Genomic DNA, 19,862 nt, shown 5'->3' on the forward strand with positions numbered 1-19,862 from the left:
TCTCCCTACCGGCCTCGGGCGGCCTAGGCGATCGCGTAGTGGAAGTCGGCGGGAGCGGGCCTCTCGTGCCCGATCATCATGATCAACAGCGGGGCCTCGCCGGTCCCTTCGAGCCCCAGCTCCTCGATGTACGAGATGTTGTCGAAGCCCAGCGCGACGCCACAGCCCAGCTCCAGCGCGGACGCGGCGGTGTAGACGCTCTGCGAGACCGCGCCGATCGCCGCGTTGACCAGCCGGTAGCCGCGGTCGCCGACCGCGTCCAGGACGGCGGTGGTGCGGACGGTCGGCACGAGCACGGCGGCCGTCTGCTCCAGGTTGTAGTTGGCCAGGAAGTAGTTCTTCTGGAGGAAGGCGCCGGGGGCGCCCGCCTTGACCAGGCGCAGGCTGTTCGCCCCGGGGTCGTAGGCGTACGCGCCGGGCTCCAGGCCCTCGACGTGGTTGACGAAGGCGTAGAGCGTGGCGAGCCGGGTGCCGCCGGACGCGCCGTCCAGGGGCGCGCCCGGCGTGCCGGTGCCCGTGTCGCCGCCGAGCAGCGCGCCTGCGGCGCCCGCCGCCAGGCACGCGGCCAGCTCCGCGCGGCCGCACGGGCGCTGCGCGTCGAACCGCCCGAAGCTGGAGCGGCGCGCCCGCAGCGCGGTGCGCACGTCGGCGTCCAGCGGGGCGGGGGCGGGCAGCCGGACCTCGATCCGGCCGCGGTCGACGGCCGGGGCGGCGGCCGGGGCGAGGGCGCCCGGGGCCGGCCGGTCGGCGGCGCCCTCCTGGGTGGCGGCCTGCATGCCCCGTACCGCGTCGAAGGTCAGCACCGTGCGCGAGCGTTCCACGTCGCGGCGGCGCACGGCCGGGGCCGGGGCGGGGGCGGTGGCGGTGGGCGCCTGGGCGGGTGCGGCGGGCGCCTGGGCGGGGGGCGCCGCGCCCGCCCACTTCAGCGGGACCACCGCGAAGACGCCCTCCTCCTCGGTGCGCACCCCCAACAGCCGGGCCAGGCGCTCCTCGTCGAACCACATCAGCGGCTCGATGCGGAGCCCGCGCGCCGCCGCCCACATCCGCCAGGTCTGGAGGATCGTGCCGACGTCCATGGAGACGGCGTGGAAGGAGAAGCTGTTGTACTTGAAGGCGTTCTGCCAGTACTTGACGCCCAGCACCAGGAACTGGTCCGTACCGACCTCGTCGGCCGACTCGCCCAGCGCTTCGCGCACTTCGCCCGACACGTCGCCGGTCAGCAGCCGCTGCATGGCGTGGTGGCGGGTCGAGTAGTAGTGGACGCCGGGCGGTACGGGGGCGGCGGGGCCCGCGACCCAGTAGACGCTCACGGGGTAGAGGCCGCCGCCCGACGCGGTGCCGCGCGACCAGTTGGCGAGCGGGTAGAAGGGCAGCGCGCTCAGGTCGGTGTTGGCCTGGACGCCGAGGCGGCGGCCGGTGAGGCCGTAGGAGTCGCGGAGCATGCCGGAGAGCAGCGGGAGGTCGAAGTCGGCCCGCTCGTCGGGGAGTCCGCGGTGGTGGACGCCGCGCTCGACGGTCGCGTCCTGCGGATAGCCGGGGTCGGGCAGCGGCAGCCGGTCGGCGCCCGGGTAGTACTTCGCCTTGCGCGGCCCGTCGGCCCAGTTGGGCACGTAATCCACGGGAGGCATGTGCACCCGGCCCCGCCGCATGATCGCGGCGGCGTACTCATGGGCGTATCCCATGGCGGTCTCCTTGGTCACGGTCGTGTTCGCGGGATTCACGGGCTTCACGGGATCCACTGGCTTCACGGGAACGGATGCGGCGCGGGGTTGAGGTCCGCCGCCGTCAGGTCGCGGTCGCGCAGCCCGGCCTCGCGCAGCGCCGTGCGCATCCGGGGCATGTGGAGCGCGCGCTGCCTGCTCCAGCCGAAGTCGATCGGCAGCAGCCCCGGCACGATCACGCCGACCGTGGTCAGCCCGAGGTCGCGCTGCTCGGGCATGGTCTGGTCGACCACCACCACGTCGAACCCGGCGCCGGTCACCTCCGCCACGCACCGCTCCAGGTCGTCCTTGAGGTCGTCGGAGACCGGGCCCAGGGAGCCGTACGCCTCCCGGAAGGACCGCGCGGGCCTGCGCGCCGCGCCCGGCTCGCCGATCAGGAAGTGCGCGTGGTCGCCCATCTCCGGGATGCCGTAGGCGAGCGGGTGGTCGTGCAGCGCCTCGACCTTGTCGAAGTCCCGCGCCATCGCGCGCAGCCGCTCCTCGTCGCGCTCGGTGCGGCCCTGGAGGTTGACCGCGTCGGTGGCGATCTCGCAGAGCGCCCCGGCGACCGCCGCCTCCGGGTCCAGGCTCGCGCCCGCCCCGAAGCACATCCGGCCGGGACCGCCGTCGGGGCGCACGGCGACGCCCGCGACGACCGGGATCGAGCGGAAGGAGATCCGCGCGTCGAAGAACCGCGCCTCGTAGCCGTACATCTCCAGCCGGTCCACCATGTGCCGGGTGGCGCGGCTCGCGCTGGTGCGCACGTCCAGCTCGGGCAGTGCGGCCCGCCCGTACCAGGTGAGCAGGAACGCGTCGCGCTCGACGACCTCCATCAGCCCGAAGTACACGGCCTCTTCGAGGCAGCCGCCGGACGCGCAGCCGTTGGAGCTCTCCTGCACGAACCGGTTCTCCAGACCGGGCGCGTGGTAGTACGTCAGCACTTCGGGGACGAGCACGGGGGCGTCGTCGCGCAGCGAGTACCCCCACACCCAGGGGATCTCCCGGTCCGTCGAGAACGGCGTCACCCGGGGGTTGGCCCGGTGGAACGCCTCCGAGTACAGCCCGCACACCCGGGGGTCGACCAGCGCGGTCCCCCCGGCGGCCAGCGCGTCGTACGAGGCCCGCACGTTGGCGTTCTTGGCCCGCGAGCGCATGCCCGCGTACCGCTCAAGCCCTTCGAGGACCCCGATGCGCGCGCTGTGCGCGAAGGTGTCGGCGTGCCCGCCCCAGAACGTCTCGCGCAGGTACTCCCCCGAACGCATCGAGAAGCAGCCGATGGTCGCCGAGGTGGAGAGCGAGGAGACGTCGGTGACGAGGGAGGGGCCGAGCGCGCCGCACACCGGGTTGGCGTAGGGCTCGACGGGGAGGTCGTACGCGCCGATGTCGCGGACCCGGAAGCCGCCGGACCCGTGCTTGGGCGCGGGGCGCAGGACCAGGGCCGCCGCCTCGGGGGTGTCGGGGTCGGTCCGCCCGCAGGACGGGCACTCGGGGTCGGGGACGAGGGGGTAGTGGCGGACGGCGAGCGTCTGGAGGTCGACGAGGTGGACGGCGGGGAAGGCGGCGTCGGCGGGGTGCCCCTGAGGGCCGTGCCCCCTGGCCGCGACGAGCCCGGCGACGGCTTGGACCGCGAAGGGCGTGAGGTACGGGGGCGGGGCGACGGCCGTGGTGGGGCCGCCCAGCTCCAGCGCCTCGCGCAGGGCGACCGAGCGCACGGCCTGCCAGCGCCGCTCCAGGCAGCGCGCACAGGGGCGCACGGCGCCGTCGGCGGGCCCGGCGCCCACCGTGCTCGCGGCGTCCGCCGTGCTCGCGGCACCCGCCGTGTTCGTGGCGTCCGCCGCGCCTGTGGTGCCCGGCTTGTCCGTGGCGCCCGCCGTGCCCGTGGTGTTTCGGGGGAACGGGCCGACCAGGGCCTGGCGCCCGTAGAACCGCACGGGTACGGCGTCGGGCGCGCCGCCCCCGAGCGGCGCCGTGAACGCGTCGTGCTCGCCCAGCGGGGCCACGTCCAGCGGGACCTCGGCCCCGTGCGCGGCGAGCGCCTCCGTCAGCGTCCGCGCCAGGCCCGCGGCGGCCCGCTCCAGCGGCGAGCCCCCCTCGGGGGACGCGCCGCGCGTCCCCCGTACCGCCGTCCCCGTCCCCGTCCCCGTCCCGGGCCCCGCCGTCGGCCCCGGCCCCGGCCCCGCCTCAGGCGCCCGCACCGCTGCCGCCTCCCGCGCTTCCGGCCGTGCCGGTACCCGTACCCCTGTCCGTGACCGCGCCCGTGGTGAGCAGCACGCGCGCGGTGTGGATGCCGCCCGACTCCAGGTCGGCCGGGGTCGTGGCGACGTGCAGCGCGTCGCGCCCCGCCTCCCACAGCCGCGTGAGCACCGTCTCGAAGTCCGTGCCCGGCTCCTCGACGGCCACCTGCTCGCCCGTCACCGCGACGGTCCCCGGCGCCAGGTCGCCCATCAGCGGGTCGCCCGGGTCGACGTCGCCCACCGGGTCCTCGGCCGCCAGCTGGACCTGGCCCAGCAGGTCGCGCAGCGCCGCGCAGACCGCGGCGCCCCGCGACAGCTCCGCGCCGACCGCCCAGCGCGCGCCGCCCGCCTCGCGGGCCAGCACCACCTGGGCCGTCGTGCGCCCGCCCTCGCCGAGGTCCAGCACCTCCACGCCAACGCCGAGGTTGGCCGCCGACTTGAGCAGGAACACCAGCTCCGGGTCGGCCGAGTCCGCGACCGCCACCCGTCCGACGGTCCCCCGGCCCCGTACCGCGCCGAGCAGCGCGTCGTGGGCGAGCGCCGAGAGCAGCCCGCGCCCTGCGGCCTCCTCCGGGGTCGCGCCCGCGCCCGTGCCCGCGCAGGTCGCCAGCACGTGCCGGTCCCTGTTGTGCGCCCCGAACGGGGCGGCCGCCGCGGCGGGCACCCGCACCCGGCCCTTGCTGAGCAGCGAGACCGCGGGCGTCCACGCCGCGATCTCCGCCTCGCCCGCCCCGGTGGCGCCGCCGATCGCCAGCCGCGCGGGCGCCACCGCCACCAGGCGCGGCTCGGCGCCCCGGAGCGGCACGACGCGCGCCGCGTACGCCTCGGCGGCCGCGTACAGCGCCCGGGTCCTGGCGCCCGCCAGGTGGTGCACGTCGAACGCGGCGACCGTGCGCCGCCTGCCCGCCGCCAGCGCCACCTCGACGCGGCTGAGCTTGAGCGGGGTCTGGGTCAGCGACTCGTCGTCGTACCGCGCGAAGACTCCGGTGAAGGGCCGTACGAGCGCGGTCCCGATCCGGTTCAGCCCGTCGACGACCTCCTCCGCCTCGCGGGCCGTCTCCACGGTCGGCGTCGCGGGCAGCGCGAGCCCGGCGGGCACGGCGGCGGGGCGCCCCGCGTCCAGCGCGGCGCAGCGCTGGCAGCGCGGGTGCGGCAGCACCGGCTCGGCCACGACGTCCAGCGAATCCAGGTCCTGGATCAGCAGTTGGCCGCCGGTCTCGGCGGGCAGCGCCCCGGTGGCGATGCGGAAGATCTCGTACCCGACGAGGTTGCCCGCCATCGCGGCGACGGGGCCCGCGACCGGTCCGTCGGCCGCGCCCGGGTCGAGCGCGCCTTCGGCGACCCGGCTCCAGATCTCGGCGGCCGTCCCCGCGTCGGTGTTGCCGCCGAGCCGCAGCACGGCGCACGACCAGCAGCCGGTGGAGTCCTCGGTGGACAGCGGGCCGGTCACGGCGCGGTCGCCGAAGGTCCAGGCGGGGATGAGCGTCTGGCCCTCGGGCACGCCGGCCGCGAGCAGCCGGTGGGTGCGGGCCTCGGCGCCCGCGCCGGTGACGACCACGACGTCGTACGCGGCCAGGGTCTCCCAGTCGGCCTCCAGCGGCACGGACTCCAGCCGCACCGGGCAGCCGCTGGACGTCAGGACGACGGCCTCGTCGTACGCGTCGGCGAAGTCCGCGGGGGCGGCGATGTGGGCGCAGCCGTTGCGGACCAGGCTCAGCACGCACCAGCGGGCGACGGCGTCGGTGCCCAGCACCGCGACGCGGGTGTCGCGGAAGCGGCCGAAGCGCTCGGGCGCCGCGTCCACGTAGTGGTCGACGTAGGCGATCTGGGCGGCGAACCTGCGGGCGACCGCGCCCGCCCGCTCGGGCTGCTCGGCGTCGGCCTCGGGGACGTCGCGGGCGAGGCCGCGCTCGTACAGCGTGCCGACGAGGCCGGCCGCCATCTCCCGCTGGGCCGGGCCGAACCCGGTACATATCTCTTCGAGGCGGTGGCCGCCCGTGAGGTGCGGGACGAGGAGCGCGGCGAAGCGGTAGGCGGTGCGTCCGGTGAGGTGGAAGCCGCCGTCGGCGTTGTGGAAGAGGACCCCGCCGGGCGTCTCGGTGAAGAGCACGTCCCTGCGGATCCTGGGGCGGGTCCCGGCGAGAGCGGCGAACCGCGCGGCGGACGGCGGGGAGGAAGCGGCAACAGCCTGGTCAGCCATAGGAATTCACACTCTCTCGGTCGATGTCGCGGACGGTTTCGCGGGCGCTGTCGCGGGCGGTTCCACGGGCGGTTCCGCGAGTGGTTCCACCGGCCGTTCCGCGAGTGGTTCCACCGGCTGTGGGACGTCCGGCGGCGTCCGGCGGCGCGCCGCGCGCGTGCACCCGCAGCAGCTCGTGCATCCGGTACGGGCCGGGCGGCCCCTCCTCCAGGAACCCGGCGTCCGCCAGCCGCTCCAGCACGTCCTCGGCGTCGGCGGCCGACGTGCCGGGGCCCAGCACGGCCGCGCAGTCCTCGGCGTGGAAGGCGCCCGACGGGAGCGCGCCGATGCGCTCGTACGCCTCGGCGAGCCGGGGGTCGAGCCGGGCGACGGCCCCGCCGAGCACCCGGGCGACCGACATCCGGTCGGGTCCCGCGAGGGCGAGCCGGGCGAGCGGCGCCCCGGCGAACCAGCCCGCCGCGTCCGCGAGCAGCAGCCCGGGGCGGGTCAGCAGGCGGGCGGCCGCGATGCGCAGGGCGAGCGGGAAGTGGCCGCAGACCTCGGCGAGCGCGCGGGCCGCGTCCGGTTCGGCGTCGACCCGCTCGGGCCCGAGGAGGGCGCGCAACAGCCCGTACGACTCCGCGGGTTCGAACACCGAGAGGCGCTGCACCCAGCCGCCGTGGGTGGCGATCAGCCCCGCCAGGCCCAGTCTGCTGGTGACGACGACCGCGTCGGCGGTGCCCGGGGAACCGGGGCCCGTGGGTCCCGTGGGCCCCGTGGGGAGCAGCGGGCGGGCCTGGTCGGCGTCGGTGACGTCGTCCAGGACGAGCAGCGCCCGCTGTCCCGGGCGCCGGTCACGCAGGGCGGCGGAGATCTCGGCGGCGGCGTCCTCGGCGGGGCGCGGGGTGCCGTCGGGCGCCGTCATGCGCACCAGGAGGGTGCCGCCGGGGAAGGCGTCGCGGACCTGGTGGGCGACGTGGTGGGCGAGGGCGGACTTGCCGATGCCGGGCGCGCCGGACACCAGTACGGTCACGGGTTCGTCGCGGACCGCGGTGAGGCGGTCGGCCATGGCGGCGACGTCGGCGGCGCGGCCGGTGAAGGAGGGCACACCGGGCAGCGGTTCGACGCCGACCGGGGCGACGGGGTACGCGGCGGTGGCGTACGCGGCGGCGCCGTGCGGGACGGGGTGCGGGGCCGTGTGCGGGGCGGAGTGCGGGGCGAGGCCGGACGTGGTGCTCGACGTGGCGCCGCGCGCGACGCCCCGCGCACCGGATGATGCGGTGCCGGACGCCAGCGCGCCGAGCGGCACCGCACCGAATGCCGCCGTACCGAGCTGCACCGCACCGTGTGCCGCCGTACCGGGTGACGCCGCGCCGAGTGCCGCCGTACCGTGTGCCGCCGTACCGGATGCGCCGCTCCCCGGGCCGAGCGCGGGGCGGGCGGCGGCCCGGCCGAGCGCGGCCGACTCACCAGGCCCGGGACCGACGCCCGCCCCGGGCCCCAGGTACTCGCCGCGCAGGATGGACAGCTCCAGCCGCCGCAGCGCGGGCGAGGGGTCCACGCCCAACTCGTCGAGCAGGTACTCCTTGACGCGCCGGTACTCCGCCAGCGCCTCCGCCTGCCTGCCCGTCCGGTACAGCGCCTCGATCAACTGCTCGTGGAACCGCTCGTAGCCGGGGTTCTCCCGGGTGACGCTCCACAGCTGGGCCAGCGCCTCGCCGCACCTGCCGAGCCCGAGCTCCAGGTCGCAGACGCGCTCCTGGACCCGCAGCCGCTCCTCGGTGAGCCGGGGCACCTCGTCGCGGTGCAGCAGGTCCGACCGTACGTTGGCCAGCAGCGATCCCTGCCAGAGCCCCAACGCCTGCTTGAGCAGCAGCAGTTCGGACTCGGGCTCACGGGTCTCCCCGCCCGCCCTGCCGACCAGCTCGCGGAAGCCGATCAGGTCCAGGGTGTCGGGCCCCGCGGAGATCCGGTACCCGCCGGGCACCGCCTCGATGGGGGTTTCGGTCACCGCGTGCTTGGTGAAGAGCCGCCGCAGCCTGAGCACGCAGGTCTGCAGGGCCGCCTTCGCCGTCGCGGGCTGTTCCTCGCCCCAGACGGCGCGCTGCAAGTAGTCCGCCGAGACCACGCCGTTGGCGTGGATCAGCAGTGCGGAGAGCAGGATCGTCGGCTTGGACGGCTGGAGCACCACGGCTTCCTGACCGTCCCGCAGACTCAGTGGCCCGAGCAGCTGGAACCGCATGGCTCTCGCCTAGTCCCAGCCGTTGACGTCCGAATGTGCCTTCTCGTTCACGTGTCCCCCTTGGCTGTCTTTGGCTCTCATGACTGCTCTGCCGGATTTCCGGTGAGAAGAAGAGTGCCAGCGGGGGAAAAGGCCTGGTGCGCAGAGCCGTGTCAGCATGTTGCACCGCTTTTGCAGCTTGGTGTCATCGGCCTTGCAGCGTTGCTCGCGCCATATGCCAATGGCCCGGCGTCGGGGTGTTTGGAGGAACACCCCGACGCCGGGCCGGTTTCAGCTTACGTACCCCGAGGGGCCGATGCTCCCGATCCGTCCTTGCCGATCAGTCCTTGCCGATCAGTCCTGACCGGTCAGTCCGTCGCGATCGCGTTCAGCACGTTCATGCGGCCCGCCCTGAACGCCGGCACCAGCGCGGCGAACAGTCCCACGAAGGCCGAGCCGATGAAGACCGTGAGGATCGTCGGCCACGGGATCTCCAGGACCTCAAGTCCCTCCAGAGCCAGCAGCTTCTGAGCCGTGGCGCCCCAGGCCATGCCGAGCCCCAGGCCCAGCAGCGCGCCGAAGAGCGCGATGACCACGGACTCCAGGCGGATCATCCGGCGCAGCTGGCGGCGGGAGAGCCCGATGGCCCGCATGAGGCCGATCTCCCTGGTCCGCTCGACCACCGACAGGGCGAGGGTGTTCACCACACCGAGCACCGCGACGATGATCGCGAGGGCCAGCAGACCGTAGACGATGTTCAGCAACTGCCCGATCTGGTCCTTGAGCTGCTGCTTGAAGTCCGTCTGGTTCTGCACCGAGTACTGCGGGAGCTTGGACATGGACGCCTTGAGCGATGCGTACGCCTCGGTCTCCTTGCCGTCCTCCGCCTTGGCGAACATGATGTCGTTCGCCGGCATCTTGGCAGCCGGGACGTACTGCTCGACGGTGGAGATGTTGACGTAGTTCGCCCCCTTGTCGACGCTCACGTCGTCGTCGGTGATCGCCGCGACCTTCAGCCGGGCCGGCCTGCCGTCCTTGAAGGCCACGGTCAGCGTGTCACCGACCTTCACCTTGTGCCGCTCGGCGTACTCGGAGCCGATCGACATCGCGTCCTTCCCGTACGCGTCCTTGAGGTCGCCCGCCAGCGTCACGCGCCGCAGGTCCTCCGCGTAGGTCGGGTCGGCGGCCGAGAGGTCCTGCTTCACCTTCTTGCCGTCGGGGCCGGTCAGCTCCACGTCGACGACCTTGTAGCGGGTGACGTGGGCGAGGTGGTCGGCGCCGCGCACGGCCTTCTCGACCTGCGGGATGATCGGCTGCCCCTTCTTGGAGCTGATGATGAAGTCCGCTCCGACCGTGCGGTCCAGCTCGTCGGTGGCCGAGGCGACCATCGAGGAGCCGACCACCGAGAGGCAGGCGACCAGTGCGAGGCCGATCATCAGCGCCGCACCCGTGGCGCCGGTGCGCCGGGGGTTGCGCAGGGCGTTGCGCTCGGCCATCCGCCCGACCGGTCCGAACATCCGCAGGACGAAGACGCTCAGGACCTTGACGACCCCGCTGGCGAGCAGCGGCCCGATCACGATGAACCCGATGAGCGAGAACACCACGCCCGCACCGAGGTAGAGCGAACCCTCGCTCGCCTTGTCGGCGTTGGCCGCCGTGTAGAGCCCCGCCGCACCGATCCCGGTGAGGACCAGGCCGATCCCGGCGCGGATCCAGCCGGCCTTGGCGTCGGCGGGGGTGCCCGCGTCGCGCAGTGCGGCCATCGGGGAGACCTTGCCCGCCCGGCGCGCCGGTATGTAGGCGGCGAGGACCGTGACGATGATGCCGAGCGCGAGCCCGGCGACCGGGGTGGTCCAGGAGACGGTCAGGTCCTCGGTGGACAGCTCCATGCCGATGGAGCCCATCAGCTTCATCAGGCCGACCGCGAGGCCGATGCCCGCGGCGACGCCGAGGACCGAGCCGACGATGCCGAGCAGCAGCGCCTCGACCAGCACGGAGCGGTTGACCTGCTTGCGGCTGGAGCCGATGGCCCGCATGAGGCCGATTTCCCTGGTGCGCTGGGCGACCAGCATCGAGAAGGTGTTGACGATCAGGAAGATGCCGACGAGGAAGGCGATTCCGGCGAAGCCGAGCATCGCGTACTTCATCACGTCCATGAACGAGCCGACGTCCTGACGGCTCTGGTCCGCGGACTCCTTGGCGGTCTTCAGGTCGTAGGAGGCGGTGCCGAGCGCGGCGGCGACGTCCTGCTTCAACTGCTCGTCGCTGACGCCGTCCTGGGCGGTGACCATGACCTGGGTGAACCGGCCGGTGGTGCCGAGGAGCTGCTTCTGGGCTGTGGCGGTGTCGAAGTAGACGACCGTGGCGCCGGGGTTGGTGACGGTGAAGGCGGCGAACCCGGAGATCTTCGCCCGGAAGTCACCGGTGGCGACGATGGTGCGCAGTTCGTCGCCGAGCTTGAGGTGGTGCTTGTCGGCGGTGTCGGCGTCGATCATCACCTCGGTGGGGCCGCGCGGGGCGTGACCCGACTCGATCTTCATCGACTTGAGGTCGTTCTCGGTCCAGTTGCCCGCGATGGTCGGGGCGCCGCTGGTGGGGCCGAGGTCCTTGTCCTTGCTGTCGACGACGGTCACGGACTCGCTGAAGACACCGCCCTCGGCGGACTTCACGCCCTTGACCTTGGTGACCCGGTCCACCAGGGACGCGGGCAGCGACCTGGGCTTCCCGGAGCGCGCGGCGCTGTCGTCGTCCTCGCCCTTCGCCTTCTTCGGGCTGACGGAGACGTCGGACGCGGTCGCGGCGAAGAGCTTGTCGAAGGTGGTGTTGACGGTGTCCGTGAACACCAGCGTCCCGCAGACGAACGCCACCGACAGGACGACCGCGACGGCCGAGAGCGCCATCCTCCCCTTGTGCGCGAGGAAGTTGCGCATCGAGGTCTTGAGCACGGTCACGACGTCCGTCCCCGGGCGTCGAAGTCCTTCATGCGGTCCAGGACCTGATCGGCCGTCGGGCTGTACATCTCGTCGACGATCCGGCCGTCCGCGAGGTACAGCACGCGGTCCGCGTAGGAGGCGGCGACCGGGTCGTGCGTCACCATCACGATGGTCTGGCCCAGCTCGGAGACCGAGCGGCGCAGGAAGCCCAACACCTCGGCGCCGGCCCGCGAGTCGAGGTTTCCGGTCGGCTCGTCGCCGAAGATGATCTCGGGCTGGGCGGCGAGGGCCCGCGCCACGGCGACGCGCTGCTGCTGGCCGCCGGAGAGCTGGGTCGGCCGGTGCTTCAGCCGCTCGCCGAGGCCGACGGTCTCCACGACCTGACGCAGCCATTCGGCGTCGGGCTTGCGGCCCGCGATGTCCATCGGCAGCGTGATGTTCTCTATCGCGTTGAGCGTCGGCAGCAGGTTGAACGCCTGGAAGATGAAGCCGATCCGGTCCCGGCGGAGCTGGGTGAGCTTCTTGTCCTTGAGCTTGGTGATCTCCGTCTCGGAGAGGTAGATCTCGCCCGACGAGACGGTGTCGAGGCCGGCCAGGCAGTGCATCAGCGTCGACTTGCCGGAGCCCGACGGGCCCATGATGGCGGTGAACTGCCCGCGGGCGATGTCCACGTCGACGTGGTCGAGCGCGACGACCCGGGTCTCCCCCGAGCCGTACGCCTTCACGACCTGCCGCGCTCGCGCGGCGACGGCCGTAAGCCCTCCAGTACCCCCGTGCCTGGGAATGGTCACAGCCGTTGTCACGGTACGTCTCCTAAGTCGGTGGATGGCAGGACGCGCTTCGCCACGTTCTGAGTCTGCTGAGCCGGGGACCTGAGTGCACTGGGGTACAGCGCACACTTCTACTGAGGTTTTCCCCACCCCCCGTGGTGGTGCGGGCCGCAGCGCCCCGCGTAAGACCAAGTTAAGGATCAGGTCGGACGTCCAGCGTCCTCCGTCGGGACGAACGACCCCTGCCCACAAGTAAGGAGAGACCCCTAGGGGTCTCCACCCGAGGGTGGAGCGCTTCCCTGATCCCGTCTCCACCCTCCCCTGCGTGACCTGCGGGTGAGAGGGTGTCCCGGGGCCATTTACGTGCATAGGGAAGGGATCTCGGTGACAGAGCGGAAAAGCACGGATCCCGGCGACGGGAACTCCAACGAGGCGCACGAAGCGGGAAGTTCCCGCCCCACGCGAAGCGCGGGCACGGACACACGCGCGGGCACGGACACAGGCGCGGGCACAGGCACGGGCACGGCCACCGGCACGGGCACGGCCACCGGCACCGGCACCGATACAGACTCAGGCGCGGACACGGGGACGGACCCGACCCGCGACCGGCGCGCGCCCGTCGTCGCCGCGCTCATGCTCTCCATGGCCCTCGCCGCCCTGGACGGCACCATCGTCGCCACCGCCGTCCCCCAGATCGTCGGCGACCTCGGCGGCTTCGCGATCTTCTCGTGGCTGTTCTCCGGCTACCTGCTCGCCGTCACGGTCACCCTCCCCATCTACGGCAAGCTCTCCGACACCTTCGGCCGCAAGCCCGTACTGATCGCGGGCATCGCCCTCTTCCTCCTCGGCTCCCTGCTCTGCGCCCTCGCCTGGAACATGGCGGCGCTCATCGCCTTCCGGATCGTCCAGGGCCTGGGCGGCGGCGCGTTGCAGGGCACCGTGCAGACCATCGCCGCCGACCTCTACCCGCTCAAGGAACGTCCCAAGATCCAGGCCAGGCTCTCCACCGTCTGGGCCACGTCCGCCGTCGCGGGCCCCGCGGTCGGCGGCCTGCTCGCCTCGTACGCGGACTGGCGCTGGATCTTCCTCATCAACCTGCCGTTCGGCGCGCTCGCGCTGCTCCTCGTGGTCCGCCACCTCCGCGAGCCCGCCCGCACCCCGCCCCAGGGCACCGCCAAAGGCACCGCCCGCCCGCGCGTCGACTGGGCCGGCGCGCTCGCCGTCTTCGTGACCGGGACCCTGCTGCTCACCGCCCTCGTGCAGGGCGGCGTCGCCTGGCCCTGGCTCTCCGCGCCCTCGCTCGCCCTGCTCGCCGCGAGCGCGCTCGGCATCCTCCTCACCGTCGCGATCGAGCGCCGCGCCGCCGAGCCGATCATCCCCGGCTGGGTCTGGCGCCGCCGCACCATCGCCGCCGTCAACCTCGCCCTGGGCGCCCTGGGCCTGCTGATGGTCGCGCCCGTGGTCTTCCTGCCGACGTACGCCCAGTCGGTGCTGGGCCTCGGCCCGATAGCCGCCGGCTTCGTCCTCTCCGTGATGACGCTGTCCTGGCCGGTCACCGCCGCCCTGGCCAACCGCGTCTACAACCGCATCGGCTTCCGGCTCACCGCGATAGCGGGCATGTCGGGCGCCCTGCTCACGCTCCTCGCCTTCCCGCTGCTCCCCTACCCGGGCTCCGCCTGGCAGCCCGCGCTGATCATGCTGCTGCTCGGCGGCGCCCTCGGCTTCTTCCAGCTGCCGCTGATCGTCGGCGTCCAGTCGACGGTCGGCTGGTCCGAGCGCGGCACCACCACCGCGTCCGTGCTCTTCTGCCGCCAGGTCGGCCAGTCCGTGGGCGCGGCGCTGTTCGGCGCGGTCGCCAACGCCGTACTGGTGTCCCGGCTCGCCGCGTCGCCGACGCCCGGCCTCCCCGAGGACCTGGACTCCGTCTCGCACGCGCTGGAGGACCCGGCGGCGCTCACCGCGCAGGCGGCCGACGAGCTGCGCCGCGCGGTCGACGCCGCGGTCGACTACGTCTACCTGGGCGCGGCGGGCGCCGCCGCGCTCGCGCTGCTGGCCCTGGTATTCGTCGCGCCCCGCCGCTTCCCGGTCATTGCCGAACCCGCCGAATCCGAATCCGCGAAGGAGGCGAAAGCCAAAACGGAGGAGAAAAACGGGAGCGCGGAGACGACGGAATCCACAGCACCCCCGGGAAATCGTCAATCGTGACATCAGTCACAGAGAAATCCAGAAGAACACACGCAACCGTCCGCATTTACCCCTTTTGCTAACGGCTCGTGCTCTCCCCGTTCCGGATGTCCCGCATTTCCGACTTCCCCCCGCCCTTACCTCCGCTTTACCCTTCGGCGCAGTCGCTCCAGCAGCTCCACTTCTACACAAAAGGGCATCCGTGAACCTTCGCCGAACCCTCGCGACGGCCGTCGCCACCGCCGTCACGGCCCCCGTCCTCCTCGTCGCGGCGGCCCCGGCCTTCGCCGACGCCCCGCCGGTCTCCACGCGCCAGCTGATGAAGGACCGGGCCGAGGACCACACCGACGAGCGGCCGGACCGGATCACCGACGCGGAGCTGAAGCGCCTGGAGAAGGCCGCGGCCGAGGCGAAGAAGAAGTACGACGACGCCGTCGCCGCCAAGAAGGCGGCCGTGCAGGGCCTGAAGGACGGCAGCGCCTTCCCCGAGCAGACCGCCGCGTACGCCGCCGCCAAGACGGCCGCGACCGAGGCCGCGACCAAGAAGGACGAGGCCGACAAGGCCGTCACGGACGCCGAGAAGAAGCTGGCCGAACTGCCGGACACGGCGACGCCCGAGGAGACGGAAGCGGCGCAGAAGGCCGTCACTGACGCCAAGGCCGCCGCCAAGACGGCCGCGGACACCAAGACCGCGGCCGACGCGAAGCGGGAGCTGGCCAGGCTCGACGTCATCGAGGCCGAGGTGCGGCAGAGCAGGAAGATCGGAGAGCTCCAGATCGCGGTCGAGGAGGCACTCGCCGCGAAGACGGAGGCCGAGAAGGCGTACGCCGACGCCAAGGAGGCGGCCGAGGAGCAGGAGCAGGAAGAGGACTGCCCGGACGTCCCCGGCTTCAGCACCGTCGTCACCGGCATGCCCGAGAAGATCACCGCGGGCACCACCGTCGACCTCAAGCTGCGCGTCGCCAACGACTCCGCGGTCCAGCAGATGGACGAGGTCCTGCCCCTCGTCTCCGTCTTCGGCACGGGCTCCGACGAGTCCGACGAGTCCGACGCCCTCGACGAGTTCCTGGACCTCAAGTGGTCCGCCACCGGCTCCTCCGACTGGAAGAGCATCAGGGGCGGCGACTTCCTCGACGTGCTGGGCCCGCTGAAGAAGGGCGAGCACATCGACATCAAGCTGCGCCTCGAAGTCGACAAGAAGGCCCCGGCGGGCGAGGGCCTGCTCATGGCCGACGGCATGTTCTTCAACGACAGCGACGCCTCCTGCGGCTACACCGCCGAGCTGGACGAGCACGAGTTCCAGGTCAAGGCCGTCGGCGCCGGGAAGCCCGCCGAGAAGCCCAAGTCCGGCACCTCGTCGGTGACCGCGCAGGGCAACACCTCCCAGCAGCCGGTGGGCACGCTGGCGAACACCGGCTCGAACTCCGCGACGCCGAAGATCGCCCTCGCGGGCGGCGCCGCCGTCGTGCTCGGCGCGGGCGCGGTCCTGGTGGCCCGCCGCCGCAAGGGCAGCGACGCCGCGTAGGGACACGCGGCGCCCGTCCGTACGGAGGGGCACACGAGCGTACGAAGGGCGGGGCCCGTACCAGCAGTGGTACGGGCCCCGCCCTTTCGTACGAGAACCCGTCAGTCCGTACGGACGGGCGCCGCCCCGTGTACGCGAACCTGCCTGTCCGTGCGGACGGGCGCCGCGCCGTGTACGAGAACCTGCCCGCCCGTACGGACGGGCGCCGCCCTCGTGGACGGACCGGCGCCGCGCCCCGCCTCAGCCCTCCGCCGCCGCCCGCCCCGTCAGCGCCGCCAGGCTGCTGCGTACGTGCGCCATGTGCGCCTGGACCTCCTCGCGGCTCTCCGTGTGCTCGCGCAGCACCCGCTCCGTCTCCCTGGCCACCCGCTCCTCGCCCACCCGCGCCTGGGCGATCAGCTCGGCGCCGCGCGCCTCCGCGTCCTCCTGGCGGTGCCTGGCCGCCTCCTCGACGGCCGCCAGGTCGCGCCGGGCGTCCGCGAGGCGCGCGTCCGCGTACGACTCCAGCTCCGCGAGCCGCGCCTCAAGCTCGGCCTCGCGGGCGGCCAGGTCGCGCTCCGCCGCCTCCTTGCGCTCGGCGTGCTCCCGCTCCAGCTCGGCGAGCGCGTCGGCGGTCCGCTGCCGCGTCTCCTTGAGCTCCGTCAGCGCCTCGCCCCGCTGCTCCTTGGACTCGCGCCTGGCCTCCACGCGCAGCTCGTCGGCGCGCGTCCGGCACGTCAGCAGGATCCCCTGGGCGCTCGCCTCGGCCTCGGCCAGCGTGCCCTCCGCGTACTTGGCCGCCGCGTCGCGCACCGTGCGGGCCGCCCGGTCGGCGTCGTCGCGCAGGCCCTGCGCGTCGGACGCCGCGGCGGCCCGCGCCTCGATCGCCTCCTCCTCGGCGAGTGCCAGGATCCGGCGGGCGCGCGCGCTGAGCGACTCGTACGTCTGCGGGGCGAGCGCCGCCACGACCGCGCGCAGCCGCTCCGCCTCCGCCTCCATGTCCTTGGCGAGGACGGTCAGCCGGGCGGCCCGCTCCCAGGCGTCGTCGCGGTCCCCCGAGACGCCCGCGAGGTAGCGGTCGACCTGTTCGGGGCGGTAGCCGCGCCGCACGGTGTCGAAGCCGCGCAGCGGCACGGGACCCGCCGACGCGGCCCATGCAGTCGATGACGAAGACGAAGACGACGGGGACGCCGCTGCAGCACTCACCTTGAAGCTCCTCATCCGACACTGAACGCGTTACGCGGTGCTCGGTACGCAGTACGCGCGCATATCTTCACGCAGATGAGTGAAGCGCTCATAACGCGACACTCCACACATCCGCACCGCTCAAGGATGCGTCAATTGGAGTCAGAAGTTGGCACAGGGGTGTTTCTCGCGGAACCTACCCACAAAAGAGGCGCCCGACCCGCCGTGCGGACCGGGCGCCTGAGGCGCCGGACGGGGACCGTCCGGCGGCCGGGGACCGTCAGAGCAGGCCGTCCCACATCTGTTCGAGCAGCACCGACCACCACGTCTCGGGCGACTGCAGCGCCGCCGGGTCGATCGCCAGCAGCTGTGCCTGGAAGTCGACCGTCCAGCGGCCCGCCTGCTCCTGGTTGAGCCCGTAGCGCAGCCGCCACATCCGGCCCAGCAGCGCCAGCGAGCGCGCGAACTCCGGCAGCCCGGTGTTGACGAACTGCGGCGGCACCGGGGCGCCGCCTGGGCCCGCCTCGACCGGCACGGCCACGATGTGCGCCGTTCCGTACTGCACGCAGATCGCCCGGCCGAAGTCCGAGCCCATCACGAGGTACGCGCCCGCGTCGGCCGCGGGCTGCACCTGCCGCTGCGCCGCCAGCTCGGCGAGCGTCGGCACCACGGGCTGGCCGGGCTGCGCCCAGAAGAACGGCCCGAAATCGGCCGGGAGGCCCGCCCACACGAGCGTCCTGCCGACGATCTCCGGCACGCCCTGCCGGGACACCGCGCGCTGGTCGAAGCGGAGGACCCCCTGCGGCCCGAACGCCGCGACCAGCTCCTGCGCGATCGCCTCGGGCGGCACCGGCGGCACGGGCTGCACCTGTGGCAGCGGCGCCCGCACCGGCGCGGGGCGCGCCGGGCCGTCCGCGACCTGGTGCAGCTCGCCCTGGTGCGTGATGAGGTGCCGCATGCCCTGCTGCCGGCTCGCGTGGTCGGTGCCGTACGGCGCGACGGAGGTGATCCGCACCTGCGGCCACTGCTCTCGGATCATCCGCGCGCAGTAGCCGCCGGGCAGCTCGCAGGAGGCCAGCTCGGTGTGGAGTTCGAGCACCTGCTGCGGCGGCACGCCCATCGCCATCAGCTCGTGAAAGATCTGCCACTCGGGGTGCGGCATGCCGGGCGCGGAGCGCCGGATCAACTGCGCCTCCGTGCCGTCGGGCGCGCGGTAGCGCAGGACGGCCTGGTAGCCGGGTCCGACGGTGGGCTGTCCGACGGGCGCCTGCGGGTAGCCGTACGCGGCCGGGGGCGGCCCGCCCGCCGGGGCACCGGGCGCACCCGGCGGCGGTCCCGGAGGGCCGGGCGGATTGGGTGCGGAGGGAGCCCCGGGAGGCGGCCCCATCTGTGCGGGCCCGGCGAGCATCGTCGCGGCATGGTGCACACCGCCGCCCGGCGGCGGCGTGGAGCCGGGCGCGGGAGGCGGCATCGGCGCACCGGGAGGCGGCGTCGAACCGGGCGGCGGCGGAGGCGTCGGCGGACCCACCTGCGCGGGACCCGCCAACATCGTCGCGGCATGGTGCACACCACCGCCGGGCGGCGGCGTGGAACCGGGCGCGGGAGGCGGCATCGGCGCACCAGGAGGCGGCGTCGAACCGGGCGGCGGCGGAGGCGTCGGCGGACCCACCTGCGCGGGACCCGCCAACATCGTCGCGGCATGGTGCACACCGCCACCGGGCGGCGGCGTGGAACCGGGCGCGGGAGGCGGCATCGGCGCACCAGGAGGCGTACCAGGGGCACCGGGAGCGCCAGGGGTAGCGGGAGCACCGGGCGGCTGGGGCCCGTCGGGGCCGAGCTGCGACACCAGCTGCGTCGGTACGTAGCCACCGGCCGGAGCGCCGGGGGCGCCGGGCCCCGACGCGGGCGGCGCCGCGGCGGGCGGACGGGCGCCCGGGGTGCCCGGAGCACCGGGCGGCGGCGGGGTCGTGGGGCCGTCGCCGCGCGGGGCGGGGCGCGGCTGCACCTCGGCCTTGGCCGTCGTCTCCTCGGCGATGCCTGCCGCGGAGGGCGGCGTCGAACCGGGCGGCGGCGGTACGGGACCCGGCGCCACGGGGCCGGACGGGGCCGCGGCTCCGGGCGCCTGGCCCGGCGCGCCGGGAGCCTGCGCCTGCGGGTTCAGCGCGGGGGAGATCGCGGTCGCCGGAAGCTGGCTGCCGCCGGACATCAACGCGGTCGGCGCGTCGGCGCCCACCGAGGGCGGCGGGGTGTCGTCGTCGTCCGCCCCGATGAGCGGCGGCGCGAACACGGTGGCGGGCAGCGGGACGGACCCGTCGTCGCCCGTGCCGCTGACGTCGGCCCACGGCGTGGCACCGCCGTGCGACCCCTGGGCGGCGGGCCACGCCGCGCCGGAGGAGCCGGAAGCGGGCACCGCGTCGGCGGGCGCGGCACCGGAATCAGCGCCCGAAGGATCCGCCGAAGGGATCGGGGAAGGGATCGGCGAAGGCGCCGGAGAAGCAGCCGGAGAGGGGGTCGGTGAACCGTTCCCGGAACCGGCCTCCCCCGCGCCCGCCCCGTCGGACCGCCGGTCCGGAATGCCCATCCGGTCCGCCGCGTCCTGGAGCCACTCGGGCGGCGTCAGCAGGAACGAGGTCTGGTTCAGGTCGATCCGCTGGGGCGGCTCGGGCTCGGCGGGGCCCGCGGCGTCCTCCGGGGTCCCGTACTCCTCCTCGTACCGCCTGATCACCTCGCCGACCGGCAGGGCCGGCCAGAGCGTCGCCTCGCCGCTGTCGCGCGCGATGACCAGCCTGTGCCGTCCGCCGTCCGAGCGCGGCCCGTCCTGGCGGTCCTCCGCCCAGACGACGAAGCCCAGCTCGAACTCCCGCACCCGCACCTCGCGGTGCTGGTACGCGGGCATGTCGCCGTTGATCCACTCTTCCGCGCGCTCCTGCGCCTGCGCGAAGGTCACCATCG

Annotated in this window: 10 protein-coding genes; 2 read left to right on the forward strand and 8 right to left on the reverse strand. The window is 74.0% G+C overall.

The genetic code is table 11. From position 1 onward, the window contains the following. Window positions 1-23: 23 nt before the first annotated feature. The 6 genes from ACIBNE_RS06655 to ACIBNE_RS06680 all read right to left on the reverse strand — a co-directional run bounded on the left by ACIBNE_RS06655 (window position 24) and on the right by ACIBNE_RS06680 (window position 12,070). On the reverse strand, window positions 24-1,682 hold the full coding sequence (locus tag ACIBNE_RS06655) for a SagB family peptide dehydrogenase (RefSeq protein WP_399270354.1): 1,659 nt from the start codon (window positions 1,680-1,682) through the stop codon (window positions 24-26). A gap of 62 nt (window positions 1,683-1,744) precedes the next feature. Beyond that, window positions 1,745-3,757 (reverse strand): TOMM precursor leader peptide-binding protein, encoded by a 2,013-nt coding sequence (locus ACIBNE_RS06660; RefSeq protein ID WP_399271247.1) that lies wholly within the window; start codon window positions 3,755-3,757, stop codon window positions 1,745-1,747. A gap of 124 nt (window positions 3,758-3,881) precedes the next feature. Further along, entirely contained in the window at window positions 3,882-6,134 is a 2,253-nt protein-coding gene (locus ACIBNE_RS06665; RefSeq protein ID WP_399270355.1) for a TOMM precursor leader peptide-binding protein, read from the reverse strand. After that, window positions 6,127-8,355 (reverse strand): BTAD domain-containing putative transcriptional regulator, encoded by a 2,229-nt coding sequence (locus ACIBNE_RS06670; protein ID WP_399270356.1) that lies wholly within the window; start codon window positions 8,353-8,355, stop codon window positions 6,127-6,129. The genes ACIBNE_RS06665 and ACIBNE_RS06670 overlap by 8 nt, the downstream gene beginning before the upstream one ends. A gap of 347 nt (window positions 8,356-8,702) precedes the next feature. After that, a complete protein-coding gene (locus tag ACIBNE_RS06675) occupies window positions 8,703-11,285 on the reverse strand; it encodes an ABC transporter permease (RefSeq protein WP_399270357.1) in 2,583 nt (860 codons plus the stop codon). Then, complete coding sequence (locus tag ACIBNE_RS06680; protein WP_399270358.1) at window positions 11,282-12,070, reverse strand: ABC transporter ATP-binding protein; 789 nt, start codon at window positions 12,068-12,070, stop codon at window positions 11,282-11,284. Before ACIBNE_RS06680 ends, ACIBNE_RS06675 begins: the two co-directional genes overlap by 4 nt. A 345-nt stretch (window positions 12,071-12,415) precedes the next feature. Here ACIBNE_RS06680 and ACIBNE_RS06685 point away from each other — a divergent pair, with 345 nt between their 5' ends. Both ACIBNE_RS06685 and ACIBNE_RS06690 read left to right on the forward strand, forming a co-directional pair. Continuing rightward, window positions 12,416-14,242 (forward strand): MDR family MFS transporter, encoded by a 1,827-nt coding sequence (locus tag ACIBNE_RS06685; RefSeq protein WP_399271248.1) that lies wholly within the window; start codon window positions 12,416-12,418, stop codon window positions 14,240-14,242. A 181-nt stretch (window positions 14,243-14,423) separates the two neighbouring features. Continuing rightward, complete coding sequence (locus ACIBNE_RS06690) at window positions 14,424-15,746, forward strand: LAETG motif-containing sortase-dependent surface protein (RefSeq protein ID WP_399270359.1); 1,323 nt, start codon at window positions 14,424-14,426, stop codon at window positions 15,744-15,746. 240 nt (window positions 15,747-15,986) lie between these two features. Here the strand turns inward: ACIBNE_RS06690 and ACIBNE_RS06695 are convergent, their stop codons facing one another. Further along, window positions 15,987-16,859 (reverse strand): cellulose-binding protein, encoded by an 873-nt coding sequence (locus tag ACIBNE_RS06695; RefSeq protein ID WP_399270360.1) that lies wholly within the window; start codon window positions 16,857-16,859, stop codon window positions 15,987-15,989. 331 nt (window positions 16,860-17,190) lie between these two features. Beyond that, on the reverse strand, window positions 17,191-19,860 hold the full coding sequence (locus ACIBNE_RS06700) for an SUKH-4 family immunity protein (protein WP_399270361.1): 2,670 nt from the start codon (window positions 19,858-19,860) through the stop codon (window positions 17,191-17,193). Window positions 19,861-19,862 lie beyond the last annotated feature (2 nt).

Origin of the sequence: Streptomyces sp. NPDC050504 (assembly GCF_044458065.1) — a bacterium.
Taxonomy (GTDB): domain Bacteria; phylum Actinomycetota; class Actinomycetes; order Streptomycetales; family Streptomycetaceae; genus Streptomyces.

Coding starts and splice junctions, on each gene's coding strand:
- ACIBNE_RS06655 (WP_399270354.1), bottom strand. CDS start 1,682: ATGGGATACGCCCATGAGTACGCCGCCGCGATCATGCGGCGGGGCCGG.
- ACIBNE_RS06700 (WP_399270361.1), bottom strand. CDS start 19,860: ATGGTGACCTTCGCGCAGGCGCAGGAGCGCGCGGAAGAGTGGATCAAC.
- ACIBNE_RS06665 (WP_399270355.1), bottom strand. CDS start 6,134: ATGGCTGACCAGGCTGTTGCCGCTTCCTCCCCGCCGTCCGCCGCGCGG.
- ACIBNE_RS06670 (WP_399270356.1), bottom strand. CDS start 8,355: ATGCGGTTCCAGCTGCTCGGGCCACTGAGTCTGCGGGACGGTCAGGAA.